Origin of the sequence: Pseudomonas abietaniphila (assembly GCF_039697315.1) — a bacterium.
Classification (GTDB): domain Bacteria; phylum Pseudomonadota; class Gammaproteobacteria; order Pseudomonadales; family Pseudomonadaceae; genus Aquipseudomonas; species Aquipseudomonas abietaniphila_B.
Genome location: NZ_CP155619.1, coordinates 570,263 through 589,069, shown reverse-complemented (window position 1 = coordinate 589,069; position 18,807 = coordinate 570,263). Strand labels below are relative to the sequence as shown.

Below are 18,807 nucleotides of genomic sequence, written 5' to 3'. Positions count from 1 at the left end.
TAGCCTCAGACTATTGAAGGAGTGATGGCTCAATGACATATTGGCGCCGTCTACAACTCACTCCCCGTGTGCAAAATGCGCCCCCTAAAGTCACTTGTTGCGGCCTCAGTGCTGCTCAGCGGGTGCAATGGAATGCCAGTCGCTTTTAACCAGGATCCAGTCTACGACCAAGCGTTCGTCGTCCACTCCGGCGGACCGCTTCCCTACATGCTGATGGGCACGGCGGTGCAGTGGAATGAAGAATACGCCGTCACCGTCAAGCATATTCCCTACGTCTCCGGGTCGGTTTACCAAGGGCAGGGGGACATCCAGTTTTTCCGGCACAAGGCCAATGGCGTTCCACTCTGGCGTGGATACACCCCCGGCGAGGCGGTGACGGCGGTGGGTTACAACTCGCTGTACATGTCGGTGAAGGGCAGTGGTCATGCCTTGCCAGCGATGGTGCGTCTGGACACCAAAGAGGGCAACGTGCTCTATGGCACCCATGATGGCCCGGTTGCCAAAGGCATGTCGGGCGGGCCGGTGTTCGCCGCCGATGGCAAGGTTGTCGGGATCACCGTGGCGTTCCTGTCGTCCAGCGATCTGGCCGCACTCAAACGTCCCGACCTTGCCAACCAGCCTCGGGTCAGCATTTTTCTGCCCTATGCCGAGATCAATCGCGAGTGGGGCCGTTACCTGGCGCAGGCCAGGCCGGTGACCGCGCCGCCGCATCTTGCCAGTCGTTGATCAACGCTCGCGCAACGCTTCGCGGGCACGGTTCAGTGGCTTGATCAGGTAATCCAGCACCGTCTTCTGGCCGGTGCGGATATCCACCGTGGCAATCATGCCGGGCACGATGGCGAACGTTTTGCCGGCCTTGTTGCGCAGTACATCGGAGTCCGTGCGGATGTAAACGCGGTAGTAGAAGATTTCGGGTTTGACCTCGTCCTGGATGGTGTCCGGGGAGATGGTCACGACCTTGCCGTCGAGACTGCCGTAGATCGAGTAGTCGTAGGCAGTGATCTTCACTTTGGCTTCCTGATCCGGGTGAATGAAGGCGATGTCGCGCGGTGAGATTCGCGCTTCGATCAGCAGTTGTTCGTCCAGCGGCACGATCTGCATCAGTTTCCCGTTCGGTGGAACCACGCCGCCAAGGGTGGTGACTTCGATGTCCTTGACGATGCCGCGCACCGGCGAATGCAAAGTCAGACGGGCGAGTGAGTCGTTACGTCCGCGAATCACCGCGACCAACATCTGCGCTTCGGCGTTGGCTTTGGCCAAGTCTTCGCGTGCGCGCACCATGTAATCGGAACGGGCTTCGGTGGCCTTGAGTTCAAGCTCCGAGCGCTGCCGGTTCAAACGCAGCACTTCAACCCGACTCGACGCGCCGATCTTTGCCAGGTTCTCGGTGATCTCCAGCTCGCTGCGCACCAGTTTCAGTGAACTCTGGATGCCGTCCAGTGTGTCCTGCAGACCCTTGCGCCGGGTGGTGTACAGCTCGGTTTCGGCGCGGACGAGTTCGGGGAAGCCCTTGAGCGAAGCGTCGAACGAAAGCGGTTTTTCACTGACTTCCGCCTGCAGCCGATTGACGCTGGCCAGTGCCGCCCGATATTTGGCTTCGCTTTCCCCCACGTTGGATTCGGTTTTCACCGCATCGAGCTGAGCCAGCACCTGGCCGCGCTCCACCAGCGAACCTTCAGTGACGTTCATTTCCTTAATGATGCCGCCTTCCATGGACTGGATCACTTGCTCCCGGGAACTGGGGACCACCTTGCCGGTGCCGGTCGACACTTCGACCACGTCGAACCAGGCCGCCCAGGCCAGGAAGCACGCGATCATCACTGCGCAGCCCCAGATGACACGGACGCCCCCGGCAATGCTGCGCTCGTCGCGACCGTCCAGGTAGGTGATCGGGTCCGGCAACCTCGGCGCGTGTTCGGCCGTCAACGCTTTCATGCCTGTGCTCCTTGGGGTTGCCGCAAGCGCGCGAGTGCGGCGTCGCGGTGGTCATCGATCACGATCCGGCCGTTGTCCAGCACGATGATGCGCTCCACCAGTTGCAGCACGCTGACCCGGTGAGTGGCGACGACCAGCGTTCTGCCGGTGCACCAGGTCGCGAGTTTTTCCAGCAGCAGGCGCTCGGTGATGTCGTCCAGCGAGGCGGTGGGTTCGTCCAGCAACAGGACCTGCGGTTGACGGATCAACAGCCGCGAAAGCAGCAGGCTCTGGCGTTGCCCGCCCGACAGCCCCAGGCCACCTTCGAGAATCAGGTGGTCCATGCCCTTGGGCATCTGCCGCACGAAATCCAGTGCGCCGGTGACGGCGAGCGCCGCGATGATTTCCTGATCGCTGGCCTGGCCGGCGCCGAGGGTAATGTTGTCGCGCAGAGTGCCGTGAAACAGCCGCGCCTGCTGCGACATGAGGCCGACGTCGCGACGCAGGTCGGCGGGGTCGATGTGGGCGAGGGCGATGCCGTCCAGTGTGGTTTCGCCCGTACTCAGGTCCATGGCGCCGGCCAGTGCCTGAAGCAGGGTCGACTTGCCTGCGCCGTTACGGCCGAGAATGGCGATCCGTTCGCCGGGGCGTATCTTCAGGTCGATATTGCTCAGCGCTGGCGATGACTCTTCGCTGTAACGAAAACCCGATTGACGCATCCGGTACTCGCCGCGAATCGCGGGCAGGTGCACGCGCTGGCTGCCTTCGGGATGATCCACCGGCATCTGCATGATCCGGTTCAGCCCCTGCAACGCGACCTTGGCCTGCTGCCAGCGGGTCAACACATGGGTCAGTTGTGCCATAGGGCCCATCATCCGCGACGACAGGATCGACGCCGCCACCAGGCTGCCGGTGGTGAGGTCGCCGGCAATCACCATCGGCGCACCGAACACGATGACCACCGCGAAGACGCCGCCCTGAACGTTCTGGGTCCAGGTCACCAAACTGTTGGTTAACGTACGCAGCCGCAGGCTGCTGTCGGCGGAGGCGGCGTTGTAGTGGTTCCACTGCTGTTGGAAACGCTGCTCGGCCTGCAAGGCCTTGATGTCGTCCATGCCTTGAACGCTTTCCACCAGCATCGCGTTGCGCAACGCAGCTTCGCGCATCGATTCGTTGGCCAGTTTCGCCAACCGGTGTTGCGCCAGAATGCCCGGCACTACCATGGCGACCAGCGCGAGCAGGGGAATCAGCACCAAGGGGCCGCCGATCAGGTAGAACACCAGCAAAAACAGGAAGAAGAACGGCATGTCGGCCAGGGCCGTGGCGGTGCTGGACGTGATCAGGTCGCGGATTTGCTCCAGCTCACGCAACTGCGAGATGAACGAGCCGGTGGATTTTGGGCGCACCGAATTGCGCAGACGCAGAGCGTGGCCGAAGACCAGATCGGAAACCCGCAAGTCGGCGCGTTTGCCGAGAATGTCGGTAATGCGCAGGCGCATGATGCGCATCACGAAATCGAACAGCAGCGCCAGCATCACACCGCCGAACAGCACGTACAGGGTCGGCAGCGATTCCGCGGGAATCACCCGGTCATAGACCTGCATCGAAAACAGCACGCCGGCCATGCCCAGCAGGTTGGCCACCAGTGAGGCGAGCATGACCTGGCTGTAGGGGCGCAGGTCGCTGAGCACGATGCGTCTGAACCAGTGCTCGTCGTAGGGTTTGATGTAATCGTTGGTGCGCACATCGCTCAGCGGCTGGATCGGACGCAGAATTACGGTGCGCACGGCCTGGTCGGCCAGAGCAGCGGGTTCGATGCGGCTTTGCAGGCCTTGGTCGCCGCTGTAGGCAATGCCCAGCTCGCCGGTTTCACTGACGCTTTCGATGACCCCGACCTGGCCGTCCTGCAATTGCACCACCAGCGGCGTGCGCCAGCGGCTCAGGCTTTTGTGGTCGTAATCGGCGAACTTGACGCTGAGCCCGGCCTGACGCGCCATGTGCCGGACTACTTCCTCGACCCGGCCCTCGCTGTGGATCGACGCCAGGCGCACGCTTTCCGGCGACACGTCCAGTCGGTAATGCCGTGCGACTTTGAGCACGGCCTCCAGCCAGGGCGAATAATCCTGACGCGCCGCGTCGGCCTGCACAGGTTGAGCGATGACGATGGGATCGGTCATGGCAGGATCTCCACATGCTGGATGGTGCTGTGATCGATACCGAATGCCCGGCGCAACGCGCCACTGTTGTACAGACAATCGATTTGCAGGCGGCGCAGGTCGGCTTGAGTGTTGGCCAGATCGAAGCGCGACTGGTGAATCTCCTGCTCGGCATTGAGCAGATCCAGTAAGGGGCGCGTGCCGAGCTCAAGGTATTGCTTGCCGTACAGCTCACGGGCTTCCTTTATCGTGGTTTCGCGAAACTCCAGTGAGTTGAGACGACGTGTCAGGCCGGACGTCTGGGCCTGAGATTCGCTCAAGCCCTGGCGCGCCTGTAAGCGAGCGGCGTCTTCGGCGGAATCGGCAGCGGTCAGCGCATAACCGGCAGCCCGGCTGCGGGCACTGATGGCGCCACCCTGGTAAATGGGCACTTCGAGATTGAGGAAAATCCCGACCTGAGTACGGTCGATGGCCGGGTTCTGATTGTTGTAATTGTTGTCCAGGTACTGGTTGAACGAGGGCTCCAGCGACAGCGTCGGATACGCCTCGGCCTTGGCCTGAGCGAGTTCGGCCTGGGCCTGGGTGCGCTGGGCGGCTGCCTGCAGCACGGCGGGCAGGGCATCGGTAATCACGGGTGTGTTGCAGGACTGATTCAGCGAGTCCGGGAAGGCGTCCGTCACTTGCGGAGACGTCTGTCGCCCCAGAAGATTGCCAAGCGTCGCCTGCCACCGCGCGTATTGCGCCTTGTACTCCTGCAAGGTCGCCATGCCGCCCTCGGCGCGGGACTGTGCCTGAACCACATCGGAGCGGGTACTGGCGCCCATGTCGCTGCGCTGTTTTGCCAGATCGACAATCCCGCCAATCCCTTGAATCTGCTGGCGGGCAATGTCGATCAAACGCTGATAGCGCTGAACCTCTACATACGCGAAGGCGGTGTCCCGAACGACTTGATCGATCGCCAGCAGAATGCTCGCCTGACTGCGTGCGGCCTTGGCCCGGGCCGCCTCGACAGCATTTGAAACCTTGCCGAAGTCGTACAGCATCTGCTTCAGGGAAATGCTCACCGACTGGCTGCTGGCGTCACTGCCATAGCCACTGTTGTACCCGCCCTTGATGCCGCCGGCGATCTGCGGGTAATAACCGGCCTCGGCCACGTTAATGCCTTCGGCCTGCTGATACAGCGTGCCGATGGCCTCGCTAATGCTGGGGTGCCAGTCCACTGCCAGCCTCACGGCCTGTTCGAGGCCCAGTGTCTGTGTGTCCTCCTTGCCTGGTACAGCGGCGACGGGCGATTTACCGCTACGGGGCTGCGGTTGTTTGTCCCCCGGTTGCTGTTGCAGCCGGGAAGGGCTGATGCTGCGCAGCCCCGGATCGATGTATTCGTCTGCCCAGGCGGGCAGGTTGATCATGTGCTGCAAGCCGATGGTCAGCAGGACCATCGGCCATGGGTGACGGCGCACTAACTTCACATGGTTTCCTTACTGACTGCGGTCAGACTTCCCTGGATATCAAACAACCTGAATGCCGTTCTGTACCCACAAATGGTGACTCGGGTCCTCCTGCGGTGTGTATTGGGTGTAGTCGATGCCGTCCGCCTGGTGGGTGCCGTCGGCCACCCAGGTGTCGGTCATGTGTACGCTGTCCTTGCTGTCGCCCTTGATCAGCAGGGTGTTGTTGTCAGATGAAGTGATCGCCACCAGATCCGCCAGGTTTACCGTCAGCGCGACGGCGCTGGTGTGGTTCAGGTCCAGCACTTCGATGTTGTGAATCCGGCTCTGCAGATCGCCCAGATTGATCGTCGCGTCGCCACCGGCCCACAGCAGCGTGTCGGTGCCGGTACCGCCGTCCACTGACGCAAAGTGCTGGTCGCCGATGATCAGCGTGTCGTTACCGGCACCGCCTTGCAGGGTCACGGCGCCGCCGTGGGACCCGTCGAGGGTGTCGTTGCCGTCGGTGCCCTGAATCAGCTCGGTGCCCGCAACGGCGGCCGTTGTCGCCAGAGACGCGGCGCTGTGATCATCGACGCTGGCCAGAGCCGCAAAGGACGTGCTGGCCACGGCGCCGGCCGCGTCCAGGTCCACGGTCAACGTAGCGGTATCCGTGCTGCCATTGGGATGGGTCAGCTGATAGGTGAACACATCCTGGTGCCCGATGACCGCACTGCTCTGACCGGGATTGAGTGTGTAGACGTAGCTGCCGTCGGCATGCACCAGTAACGAACCGTAGGTGCCCACGAGGGTCGTGCCGTTGTAGCCCGGCGTAACGAACGTCCCGCCCTGCTGCACGCTCAGCACGGTGTAGGCCGAGCCGAGTACGTCTGCACCGGCACCCGCTGTGTCAGTGAGCAGGTTGCCCGCCACAGGGGTGTAACTGCCTACCACGAACTGGTTAGTCGAGGTGGCGACGTTGATAAGGCTGGTGTTGATCGTGCTCCCCACTCCCAGACCGCCAACGGCCACTTTGACCTGATAGCTGCCGGAGGTTTGATCGTCGAACTGGATGCCGTAGTTGCCACCCCCCAGGTTGAGCAGCGAGCCGCCGCCGTAGCTTTTCACCAGCACATATTGGCCGGTGGCCGTGTTGAGCTTGTACAGACTGACCGTCACCGAACTCAGCAGGCTCAACAGATTACTGGCGTTGACCACGACCGTGAGGTCACTGACGGTATTGGCCCCGACACTTGTCGTGTAGGTACCGCTGCTGCCGCCCAGCAAAACGCTGAAGCTGCCCAAGGCCGAGTTGGTGGTGGTCTCCTGGTTGACCAGCGTGATGCCCGTGTGGGCGATATCGTTGGTGGCGTCCACCAGCAAGGCCGGACTGGCGAGGTTGGTGTTGCTCCAGATCTCGGCCGCTTGTGGACTGTCGATGCGAACGTACAGCGTGGCGGTGTCGCTCAGGCCGTTCGCGTGCACCAGCTGGTAGTTGAAGACATCCACTTTGCCGACGCTGCTCAGGCTGCCATTGGGTTTGTAGCTGTAGTTGCCGCTGGCGTCGATGGTCAGCGTGCCGTACAGGCCCTGCACGGTCGTGCCGCCCCCTGCCGCCACATAGCTGCCGTTTTTCTGGATCTGCAGCAAGGCGCCCTGGTCAGGGCCGGTCTGGTCGACCTGACCGTCGGTGCCGACGTCGCTGATCACGTTGCCGGTGATCGCAGCACCGGCCGTTCCGGTGAACTGCGTCAGGCTGGTGATATCCAGTTGCAGTTGAGTGGTGACGGTGGTCAGCAATCCGATCCCGGAGCTGGCCACGATCAGGCGATAGTCGCCCCCCAGCAGGTCGCCGATATTGACCCGCACACCCTGACCGGCAATGGCGATCAGGTCGAGCAGTCCACCGCTGCCATTGACGTCCAGCGTGACCCAGGCGCCGCTGGCGCTCTTGACTTGCAGCGTGTAGGAAACGCCGTCGAGCAACGAGACCAGGCTGCCCGTGGTCAGGGTCAGCGTTGGGTCGACGCTGGTGCCGCTGGCGACGGTGAAGGTGAAGGTTTTCGAGAAGCCGGACAGCAGGGTGGCAAAAGAGTCGGAGAAGTTCTGCGTGACCTTGACCGGCGCGATGATCACCGTGGCGGTGGCCAGATTATCGCTGGCCACCACGGGCGCGTTGACGTCGATATCGGGCGCCGTGACGACGGTCGCTACCGACACGTTGCCATGGGTGTCGGTGAGGCTGACGGACAATTTCTCACCGTTGATCTGCGCCGCATTGAGCCCGACGCTGAACACCCCGGTGCTGCCAACGACCGCTGTGCCGAGCACGGTGCCGCTGGCGGACTTGATGGTCACCGTGGAGCCGGCCTCCCCGGTGCCACTGACCGTCAGACCGTCGCCGCTGACCAGCAGCGTGGTCGGCGCGACGGGAGCGGTCAGGTCCGGTGCGATTGCCGTCGCCGATACCGAGACGTTTCCGGTCGGGTCGGCCTGGGTCACGGTCAGTACCTGGTTGTCGATCTGCGCAGCGGCCAGGGCGACCGAGAAACTGCCGTTGGCTGCCACGGTGCCTGTGCCGAGAACAACGCCTGTCGCACTGCGTACGGTCACGGTCGAGCCTGCTACACCCAGTCCCGTCAACACGGTACCGCTGCCGTTGATGGCAACACCGGTTGGCGCGCCGGGCGCGGTGGTGTCGGGCGCTGTCAGGCTGCCCGCCGCGGAGACATTGCCCGCGCCGTCCACCAGACGAACCGTCAGCGGCTGCCCGTCCAGTTGCGCGGCCGAAGTCAGGTTGAAGTTGAACGTCCCGCCGCTGCCCACGGTGCCGGTGCCCAGCAACGCGCCGCCCGCGCTGTAGACGTTGACCGTCGCGCCCGCTTCGCCGCTGCCACTCACCGTCAGACCATTGGCCGCCAGTGTCAGGCCGGTCGGGGCGGTGGGCGCTTGTATATCGGCGGCAACCAGATTCGTAACAGGCGAGAGATTTCCGGCAGGGTCCGCCTGTTGCACGTTGAGTGACTGCCCGTTGAGCTGCGCGCTGGACAGTTGCACGGTGAAGCTGCCACCGGCACCCACCAGCGCGGTGCCCAGCACCTGGCCTGCGGCGTTGGTCACGCTGACGGTCGCACCCGGCTCGCCGGTTCCGCTCAGTTGCAAGCCACCGGCGTTGAGCGCGAGGTTGCTCAACCCGGCCGGCGGGGTGGTGTCGGTTGCGTTCAAACCCGTCGATGCCGAGACGTTGCCAGCAGCATCGGCCTGACTCACGGTCAACGGCTGGCCGTTGAGTTGTGCGGTGTTCAGCGTCACCGAGAAGGTGCCGTTCGCCGCCACGATTCCGGTGCCCAGCACCAGGCCTGCCGCGCTGCGCACGGTCACCGTGGCGCCGGCCTCACCCAGGCCCGTCAACAGCAGACCGGTGCCATTCAGGCCGAGCGCGGAGGGCGCACTCGGCGCGGTGATATCCGGCGCCGTGACATTCAGCGTGGTCGACGGATTACCTGCGGGGTCTGTCTGGAACGCGTTAAGGATTTGTCCATTGGCTTGAGCGCTGTTGAGTTGCGCGCTGAAGGTGCCGTTTGCGCCGACCACAGCGGTTCCCAGCGCCGTTCCGTTTGCGGAGGTGATGGTGACCGTCGCGCCGACTTCGCCGCGTCCAGTGACGGTCGTTCCCGTCGCGTTGATGGCCAGATCGGTCAGCGGCACCGGCGCCGTGGTGTCGCCCGCCGTGACCTCGCTCGGCACGGAAGAACCACCGAGCACCGTGCTCGCCGTGACGTCCAGAATCTGGCCATTGGTTTGCGCCGGGCTGAGCGTCACCGTGAAGGTGCCGTCGATGCCTGCGGTGCCTGTGCCCACTTGAGTGCCGTTCGCGTTGTACACGTTGATGGTGGCACCGCTGGCTGCGGTCCCGGTCAGTGTCACGCCGTCTGGCGTAAGGACCAGGTTGTCCGGAGCACCCGGTGGAGGTGTGAGGGGCACCACGAGCGTGGAGGCGGTGGAGTCATTGCCCGCGGCATCGGTCTGAACAACGGACAGTGTCTGATTGGCAGCGACGCCGGTCAGGTTGATGACAAAGGTGCCGTTGGCCCCCACGGTCCCGGTCCCGACCTCCGCACCGTTGACGCTGACCGTCACGGTCGCGCCGACTTCGCCACGACCGGCGAGTTGGGTGTAATCCGGGTTGATCGACAGCGTGTTGACCGGGTCCGGATCGGTGGTGTCGGGCGCAACAAAGCCCAGTGTGACCGATGTGTTACTCGAGGCATCGGTCGCCGTCACCAACAGGGTCTCGCCGTTGGTCTGTGATGCATTCAAATTGACGGTGTAGGTGCCGTCAGCCAGCGCTGTGGCCGACCCCAGCAACACGCCACTTGCCGACGTCACGGTCACGGTGCTGCCTGCCTCGGCGGTGCCGGTCAGTACAGTCCCCCCCGTCAGTTCGGTGACAGTTGGCAGCAGAGGGGCAGTGATATCCGGGGCATTGACGGTGACTGGCGCTGAATCGTTGGTCCCGGCATCCACCTGAACCACTGACAGCAATTGACCGTTGAGCTGAGCCGTCGACAGGTCGACGCTGAACGTGCCGTCGGCCGCAACGGTTGCAGAGCCCAGGGAGACGCCCTGGAAGGAAACTGTCACGGTGGCGCCAGCTTCTCCTGTACCCGTCAGGACCAGGCCATTCGAGCTGACGGCGAGGTTGCCAACCGGCGCTGGATCGGTCACGTCCGGCACTGGATAGGTGACGTTGCCGGAGACGTTGGCGGCCACATCGGTCTGCGTCAGGGTGAGCACCTGCCCGTTGAGCTGGGGTGATCCCAAGGTGACGCTGAATGTACCGTCCGGATTGACCGTCGCAGTGCCGAGCGCTGCGCCGGTTGCACTGGTCACCAGGATCGTTGCCCCGGCTTCCCCGGTGCCGGTCAGGGTCACGCCATCGGCACTCAGCCCGGTGACGACGGGCAGGGCAGGCGCCGTAATGTCCGGCGCGTCGATGGTCGCGGGTGTCGAAGGGTTCCCGGCCGTGTCCCGTTGAATGACCGAAAGCGTCTCGCCATTGAGCTGAGGCACCGAAAGCGTGAGCGTAAAGGTGCCGCCCGCGCTGACCGTTGCAGTACCGAGAACATTACCCGCCGCGTCGCTGACGACGATGGCCGCGCCTGCTTCACCGGTGCCGCTGACGACTCGGCCTGCATCATCGATCGTCAGGTTGGCCACTGCGTTCGGCGCGGTGGTATCCGGAGCGAACAGAGTGCCCGCCGCCGACACATTGCCTTTGGCATCGGTGAGCACCACGAAGACTTGCTCGCCGTTGGTTTGTCCTTGCGTGAGCGTTATCAGGAAATGTCCGCTGGCGTCGACCGAACCGGTGCCGACCTGAGTGCCATCAGCCAGCGTGATACGCACGGTCGTGTTGGCTTCGCCGCTGCCACTCAGCACGCCGCCGTCTGCGTTGAACAGCAGTTGCGTCGGCACTGGAGGAGGCGTCAGGTCAGGCGCGGTCACCGGCACTGCTGCGCTGACGTTGCCCGGAGGGTCGGCCTGCTGCACGCTGAGGATCTGGTTGTTGATCTGCGGTGTGCTCAAGGTGACGCTGAACGAGCCATCGGCCAACACCACGCTGGTGCCGAGCACATTACCGGCAGGGTCTTTGACGGTGACCGTCGCCCCGGGCTCACCGCTACCGGTCACCACCGCGCCCGCCGCATTGATGTCGACGTTGGCCAGAGGGTCAGGCGGCGTGAAGTCCGGCGTTACCAGGGTCGCAGTGGGCGACACGTTGCCTGTGGTGTCCGTCTGCACCAGCGTCAGCACTTCGGCATTGGTCAGCGGGTTGGCCAGGACGAGGGTAAATGTCCCGGTGCTGCCTACCACGACCGTGCCCAGTACGGTGCCGTCCGAGTCGGTGACGGTCACCGTTGCACCGGCCTCGCCATGTCCGGTCAACGTAGCGCCGTCGCTGGAGATGCCCAATTGGGTGAGTGCGGCGGGAGCGGTGGTGTCGACGGCGACCAGGTTGGTGGTGGCCGAGGTATTCCCGGCGGCATCGGTCAGGGTGACAGCGAGCGTCTGACCGTTGGCCTGAGGGGTTGTGAGGGTGATCTGGAAGCTGCCGTCGAGCCGGACGCTACCGGACCCCAACAATGCGCCGGAGGCACTGAAGACGTTGACCGTCGCGCCTGCTTCCCCGGTCCCGGAGAGCACGCTGCCGTCGCTGCTGACCGCCAGCGCGGCCGGCGCATCGGGCGCAACGAGGTCCCTTGCCACAAGGTTCACGCTGGTGGATTCGTTCCCGGCCGCATCGGTCTGGCTCAGGTTCAGTGTTTGCCCTGCAATTTGCGGCGTGGTGAGCGTCAGGCTGAAGGTGCCGTTGGCGGCGACCAGTGCGTTACCCAGAATCACGCCACCAGCGCCCATCACCGTCACAGTCGAGCCTGCTTCGCCATGGCCGGTAAGCACCGCGCCGTCGGCGGTCAGCACAAGGTTGCTCAGTGGCGCCGGGGCGGTGATGTCTGCGGCGGTGTAACCGGTGGGCAAGGAATTGATGCCGTCGCTCGACGTCGCGGTCGCCGACAGTTGCTCGCCATTGAGTTGCGGCGTACCCAGCGTGGCGCTGAACGTACCGTCACTGGCGACCAGCGCGGTCCCCAGCAAGGTGCCGGATGGGCTGCGTATGCTCACCGTACTGCCGGCCGTGGCGGTACCTGTCAAGGTAAGACCGTCGGCACTCAAGGCGAGATTGGCCGGTGCCGGTTCCGCCAGATTGCCCGGCGCGGTGACGGCGGCTTGCGGCGATGCGTTACCCGCCGCGTCGGTCTGGATGACATTGAGCACGGTGCCGGCTGAGGCGCCCGGTGTCAGTGACAGGCTGAAATTGCCATTGGCATTGACGGTTGCAGTGCCCAACTGGTTTCCGCTGGCGTCGCGCACCACCACGGTCGCGCCCGCTTCACCGTGACCGGCCAGTGACAGACCGTCCGCCGTGACGGCCAGATTGCTCACCGCCAGCGGGGCTGTGGTGTCACCCGCCACATAGGCTGCCGAAGTCGACACATTGCCTGCCGCATCAGTGGCGGTCACGGTCAGCGCCTGACCATTGAGTTGCGGCGAACCAAGCGTGACCTGAAACGTTCCGTTGGCGGCCGCAGTGGTGGTACCGATTATCCCGCCAGAGGCATCGCGCACGATGACGGTGCTGCCGGCCTCGGCGTTACCGGTCAGTTGCAGGCCAGCGCCATTAAGGCTCAAGGCCGCCGGGGCATCAGGCGCTGTGAGGTCGACCGATACCACATTCACGGCAGTGGAGACGTTGCCCGGTGGGTCTTCCTGGGTGACGGTGAGCACCTGAGCATTGATCTGTGGCGAACTGAGTGTGAGATTGAATGAACCGTTCGCCCCGACCAGACCGGTGCCGAGCAAGGTGCCGTCCACGCCGCGCACCGAAACGGTGGCTCCCGGCTCGCCATGGCCTGTGACGGTCAGGCCGTCACCATTGACCGCGACTTGAGTCAGCGCCGCAGGCGGGCTGATGTCAGGCGCCTGCAAGGTGACTGACGGGGATGCGTTGCCGCTGGGGTCGACCTGGTTGATGTCCAGGGTCTGGCCGTTGTTCGGCGCCGGGGAGAGGGTGATGCTGAATGAACCGTCCGCCGCCACGATACCGGTGCCCAGCAGCGTGCCGCTGCTGTCGGTGACACGCACCGTCGCGCCCACTTCACCGGTGCCGGTGAGCGTGCTGCCGCTGGCGCTGATGTTGAGGTTCTGGACGAGGGCCGGTGGTGTGGTGTCTACCGTGTTCAGGTTGCTCTGCGGCGAGGTGTTGCCCGCCGCATCGGTGAGGGTGACCTGCAACGCCGCGCCGCTGGTCTGTGCGTTCGGCAACGTCACCTGGAACTGGCCGCTCTGGTCGACGATTCCGGTCGCCAGCACGTTGCCCGCCGCATCGCGAACGGTGACGGTGGCGCCCGCTTCACCCTGGCCACTGATCACGGTCCCGACACTGTTGATGGACAAACCGGTCGCGGCATTCGGTGCTTGCAGGTCCGGCGCGATCACGCTGCCCGGTTGCGAACTGTTACCCGCCGCATCGCTTTGGGTCGCCGTCAGGGGTTGCGCGTTGAGCTGAGCAGGGTTGAGGACAATGCTGAAGTTACCGGTGCTGGCAACCACGCCTGTACCCAAGACGTTGCCGCTACTGTCGGTAATCGTGACGGTAGCACCGACTTCACCTTTGCCCGTCACCGCGCTGCCGTTGGCGTTGATGGTCAGGTCCGAGGGTGCGTCAGGCGCTGTCGAGTCAGCGGCAACCACCGTGCCGGGTACCGAGTTGTGGTCACTGGCGTCGCTGGCAGTGACGTGCAAGGTCTGTGCATTCAGCTGGGCGAAGCGCATGAAGATGGTGAAGCGACCCAGGCTGTTGACGGTGCCTGATCCCAGATTCGTCCCGTCTGCCGCAAGGACATTGACCGTGGTACCAGGCGTGCCGGCACCGGTCAGGGTAAAGCCGTCGCTGCTGATGGCCAGGTCCGTGGGCGTGGCCACCTGAGTACCGTCAGGACCGGGCAGGGGGACCGCCGTGGAGGGGTTGCCGCTGCTGTCCGTGCTGATGACCGTGCTGATGCTGCCGTTTTGCGCAGGTGGGTTCAGACCGATGACGAAGACACCGTCGTTCCCGACAACGCCAGTCCCGATCACCACATTGCCGGGAGCGGTGATGGTGATGGTGGTTCCCGGCTCGCCGGTACCGGACACCTGAGAGCCGTCCGGGCTGACGGCGAGGTTGGCCACTGGGGGCGGGGGCGTGGTGTCGGGCGCCTGAGTGCTGACCGGGAGTGAGTCATGGGTGCCGTCGGAAACGACGACCTGCACCCACTGACCGTTAGTGAGTGTGCCTGGCAGGTTAAAGGTGAACCCGCCGTTTGGCCCGGCCGTTGTCGTGCCCAGCAGGTTGCCGTTGGCATCCAGCACGTTGACGGTGGCGCCGGCTTCGGTGGTGCCGGTCAATACGCCGTTGGCGTCGACGGCCAGGTCAGTGGGCGCAAGCGGCGCGGTAATGTCAGGGGCGGTAACGCTGTTCGCAGCCGAAGGGATCTGACTGGCGTCGACCTGCGTCACATTCAGCGTTTCGCCGTTTTGTTGAGGGCTGGTCAGGGTGACGGTGAAGCTGCCGTTTGCTGCGACCACGGCTGTCCCGAGCAGCGTGCCGTTCGCGCTGCGGACTTCGATGGTGTCGCCGGCGACGCCGTTGCCCGAAACATAATGTCCGTCCGCAGTGATCGCCACGTTGCTCGGCGCATCGGCAGGCGTTGTGTCCTGTGCGGTCAGCGGGGCAGAAGCCGACAGGTTTCCATGCGTATCGGTTTGTGTGACCTGTACCGTCTGACCATTGCTCTGAGCGGGCGACAGCGTCACCTGGAAGGCACCGGTTGTGGTATCTGCCGTGGCAGTGCCCAACAGGTTGCCACTCTGATCCCGCACGTACACGGTCGCACCCGGCTCGGCTTGCCCGCTCAGCAGAACGCCTGCGTTGTCCAGGGTAAGGTTGCCAGGCGCGTCGGGTGCCTGAATGTCCGGGGCATCGACAGGCACTGGCGTCGATGGGGTCACCGAACCGTCCGCCTGACTCACATTCAACACCTGGCCGTTGATCTGCGGGCTGGAAAGCGTGACCTCGAAGCGCCCGTTTGCGCCCACCACCGCTGTGCCCAATGCATTGCCAGAGGCATCGGTCACCGTCACCGTCGCGCCAATCTGACCATTACCGGTGACCACCGCACCATTGGCAGAGATGTCGACGTTGGTCACCGGCGCAGGCACGCTCAAGTCAGGCGCATTGACCGGCACCGGTGTGGACGGATTGCCCGCGACGTCGGTCTGGGTGACCTGCAGCAACTGCCCGTCGGTTTGCGCTGTGGTGAGGTTGAGCGTAAAGGTGCCGTTTGGCCCGACACTTCCCGAGCCGATCACGGTGCCGAGTGCATCACGCACGGTCACAGCAGCACCGGGTTCGCCCGTACCCGTGAGCACAACGCCCGATGTATCCAGCGCAACGTTGGTCAACGCCGCCGGTGCCTGGGTATCGGGCGTTGTGAAGGGAACCGGTGCCGCAGGGTTCCCGGCGCTGTCGCTGGCGGTGATCAATAACGTCTGCCCGTTATTCTGCGCACTGCTGAGGGTCACGCTGAATGAACCGTCGGCGGCGACGCTGGCGGTGCCGAGCACGTTACCGTTGGCGTCGGTGACGGTGATCCTCGATCCCGCTTCACCGTGACCGCTGAGTAACGTCCCATTGCTGCTGAGCGAGAGACCATCAGGCTGCAGCGGCCCGTCCAGATCCCCGGCAACCACGGGGGCCGAAGCCGAAGGATTTCCAACGGCATCCGTCAGCACGACCTGCAACGCCTGACCGTTGGTCTGCGCGGCATTCAGGACCACGGAGAACGCGCCGGTCGCAGAGACGGTGCCGGTGCCGAGCACAGTACCCTGAGCGTTGCTGATGGTGATCGTTGCTCCAGGCTCGCCACGACCGGTGACCGAAAGGCCGTCCTGCGCCACGGCGAGATCAGTGGCAGCCAGCGGCCCGGTGATGTCCGGCGCTGTCAACGGTACGCTCACCGAGCTTTCGCCACTGCTGTCGGTGGCGATGACATTGAGCACTTCACCGTTGGCCTGCGGTGTCGTAAGTGTCAGGGTAAAGGTGCCGTCGTTCCCGACCACTGTGCTTCCCAGCACGTTGCCTTGGGCATCACGTACCTCGATGAGATTTCCGGCCGTTCCGGTGCCCGTCAGTTGCGCTCCGGTCGCATCCAGCGCGAGGTTTCCAGGCGTCGCCGGCCCGGCGTTATCGGGTGCGGTCACGTCGAGCGCCGGCGAAGGATGGCCTGCGGCATCGGTCTGGATAATCTGCAGTTGCTCGCCAGGGGTTGGCGCGCTGGTCAGCGTGATCAGAAACGTGCCGTTAGCGCCGACAGTACCGGTGCCGATTGCCGTTCCGCCTGCGTTAAGCACGGTGACGGTTGCCCCGATTTCGCCATTGCCAGACAGCAGCGCACCGTTGGCGCTGATCACCACGTTGGTGACCTGATCGGGGGCGGTGGTGTCGGCGGCTGTCAGTGGCGTGGAGGATGTGTTGCCGGCGGCGTCAGTGGCGCTGACGTCCAGGTGTTCGCCATTGGTCTGGGCACTCGACAACGTCACGCTGAACGTGCCATCCAGACCGGCGCGTGCCGATCCGATCACCGCGCCTGAGGCATCGCGAACCAGCACCCGTGCGCCAGCTTCGGTGACACCGGTCAGCGTCAAGCCGTCCGCCGACAGGACGAGCGTGCCCGGCTGCGCCGGAGCGGTGGTGTCGGGCGCCTGCAGCGGCACATTTGAAGAGACGTTGCCGGCCGCGTCAGTCAGGGTCACCTGCAGGACCTGACCGTTATGCGGCGCGGGATTCAGCCCGACACTGAAGGTGCCGTCAGCGCCGACGATGCCGGTCCCCAGCAACACGCCGTTGGCGTCGATGATGTTGACGGTGCTGCCTGCTTCGCCGTGTCCGCTGACCAGTGCGCCGCTGCCGCTTATCGCGACACCTGTAGGGGAGTCCGGTGCCGTGACATCGCCATTGCCCGGTGTCGTGACGTCCGTATCGGGCGCCTGGGCCTGGGCCGGTGCCGAGCTGTTACCCGCCCCATCGATGGCGATGACCGTTAACGATTGGCCATCGGTCTGCGGGGGATTCAATGTCACGTTAAACGTGCCATCAGCGGCAACCGTAGCGGTTCCAAGCAAGGTGCCATTTGCTGCCCGTACCTGAATCGTTGCACCGGCCTCACCGGTGCCGCTCAGGGCAGTGCCATTCGCATTGACAGCCAGACTGCCTGGTGCCGCAGGCGCAGTGGTGTCTGCCGCGGTCACCGAGCCTGGCGTCGAGACGTTCCCGGCTGCGTCGGTGAGGGTGACGTCCAGCGTCTGCCCATTGGTTTGTGGCGCATTGAGCACGGCCTGGAAGGTTCCGTCGCTGCCCACCACAGCAGTGCCCAGGACGTTGCCCGCTGCATCGCGGATGATCACGTTACTGCCAGGTTCGCCGGTGCCGGTCAGAGACTGACCGTCTGCTGATAACGTCAGATTACCGGGTGCGTTGGGGGCAGTAGTGTCCACCGCGGTTACGGAGCCTGGCGTCGAGACGTTCCCGGCTGCGTCGGTCAGCGTCACATCCAGTGCTTGCCCATTGGTCTGCGGTGCATTGAGAACGACCTGAAAACGGCCGTCGCTGCCTACCGTTCCGGAGCCCAGCACGTTCCCGGCGGCATCGTACACGGTGACTCGCGACCCTATTTCGCCCAGGCCACTCAACGACAGACCGTCAGCGGACAAGCCGAGTCCTGTGGGGGCATCGGGCGCTGTCGTATCGGGGGACGCGGCGCCACCTCCGCTGCCGCCTCCACCACCGCCTCCACCTGCTGCCGCAGCAGCGCCGCCCGCGCCGAGCAACCCCAATCCGGCAATCGCCCAAGTAGGCGTAGCGCTGCCCACGACACCGGCACCGGCAATCAACTCGTCAATGGAAGAGACTTCTTCGAAAGTAAAGCCCTTGAACACTTGCGCGTCGTACTGGGCTTGCCACAGCGCGCCGTCGTCGCCTTGAAACACCATGTCGCTGTGGACGCCGTCCGGTCCGGTATTGAAGAAGTTGGCGACCTTGATGTGTTCGCCATTCTTGAGATTGACCACCAGGTCCTGTCCACTGCGGCTCGCCGAGGCAACCCGGTCAGGCGCAACAGGCATCTGAACGACAGAGGGGTGATTGAGGGCCAGATCGCCCCAGGTAGTGGCAGTGAGCTGAGAAGTTGCTTTGTCAGCGACGACGATGTTTTCCATTTCAGTGACCCTGATTCCATTTTCGCTTCGGGACAACAACCGCGCAGCAGTTCCATGTAACTTGCCGCCGCTCTTCGGGCCTCACGACCCTCAAAGTGAGCATTGTTTTTATTCGTCTGCGGTTATCCGTTTGATTAGAAACCTAGATTGGATCCCACGGGTTTCAATGTCAGTTAAATTGACAAATCCCGTTCTTTATAACCATTGGCAGCGTTAATACGCTGATAACTATCAGATAACAGCGCTTGATTGGATTGCGTACCGGTCGTCGGGGTATAGGGGGTACTAGTCATAAGGTAGGAGGTGAAACGTCGATGTATTCATCTGGATGGGCTTGTTACTGAAACTGTCGCCCCGGAGCGGGTGACAGCGGCCTTGACGGCGCAACGCCATGAAGGGCGTCGGCCGTCTTGTCCATGCAGGTTCGCTGCGGCGGT

Annotated in this window: 5 protein-coding genes; 1 reads left to right on the top strand and 4 read right to left on the bottom strand. The window is 63.9% G+C overall.

Going from position 1 to position 18,807, the window contains the following annotated elements; all coding sequences use genetic code 11:
- Positions 1-132: 132 nt before the first annotated feature.
- Entirely contained in the window at positions 133-726 is a 594-nt protein-coding gene (locus tag ABDX87_RS02490; protein ID WP_346831425.1) for a trypsin-like peptidase domain-containing protein, read from the top strand.
- On the opposite strand, the gene ABDX87_RS02485 is transcribed toward ABDX87_RS02490, so the two are convergent.
- The 4 genes from ABDX87_RS02485 to ABDX87_RS02470 form a co-directional block, all read right to left on the bottom strand.
- On the bottom strand, positions 727-1,935 hold the full coding sequence (locus tag ABDX87_RS02485) for an HlyD family efflux transporter periplasmic adaptor subunit (protein ID WP_346831424.1): 1,209 nt from the start codon (positions 1,933-1,935) through the stop codon (positions 727-729).
- Positions 1,932-4,091: a type I secretion system permease/ATPase gene (locus ABDX87_RS02480; protein WP_346831423.1), complete on the bottom strand. Its 2,160-nt coding sequence runs from the start codon at positions 4,089-4,091 to the stop codon at positions 1,932-1,934. The genes ABDX87_RS02485 and ABDX87_RS02480 overlap by 4 nt, the downstream gene beginning before the upstream one ends.
- Positions 4,088-5,509, bottom strand: a complete 1,422-nt coding sequence (locus tag ABDX87_RS02475) for a TolC family outer membrane protein (protein ID WP_346833683.1) — start codon at positions 5,507-5,509, stop codon at positions 4,088-4,090. The genes ABDX87_RS02480 and ABDX87_RS02475 overlap by 4 nt, the downstream gene beginning before the upstream one ends.
- A gap of 69 nt (positions 5,510-5,578) precedes the next feature.
- Positions 5,579-18,370, bottom strand: a complete 12,792-nt coding sequence (locus tag ABDX87_RS02470) for a BapA/Bap/LapF family large adhesin (RefSeq protein WP_346831422.1) — start codon at positions 18,368-18,370, stop codon at positions 5,579-5,581.
- Between the last annotated feature and the right edge of the window lie 437 nt (positions 18,371-18,807).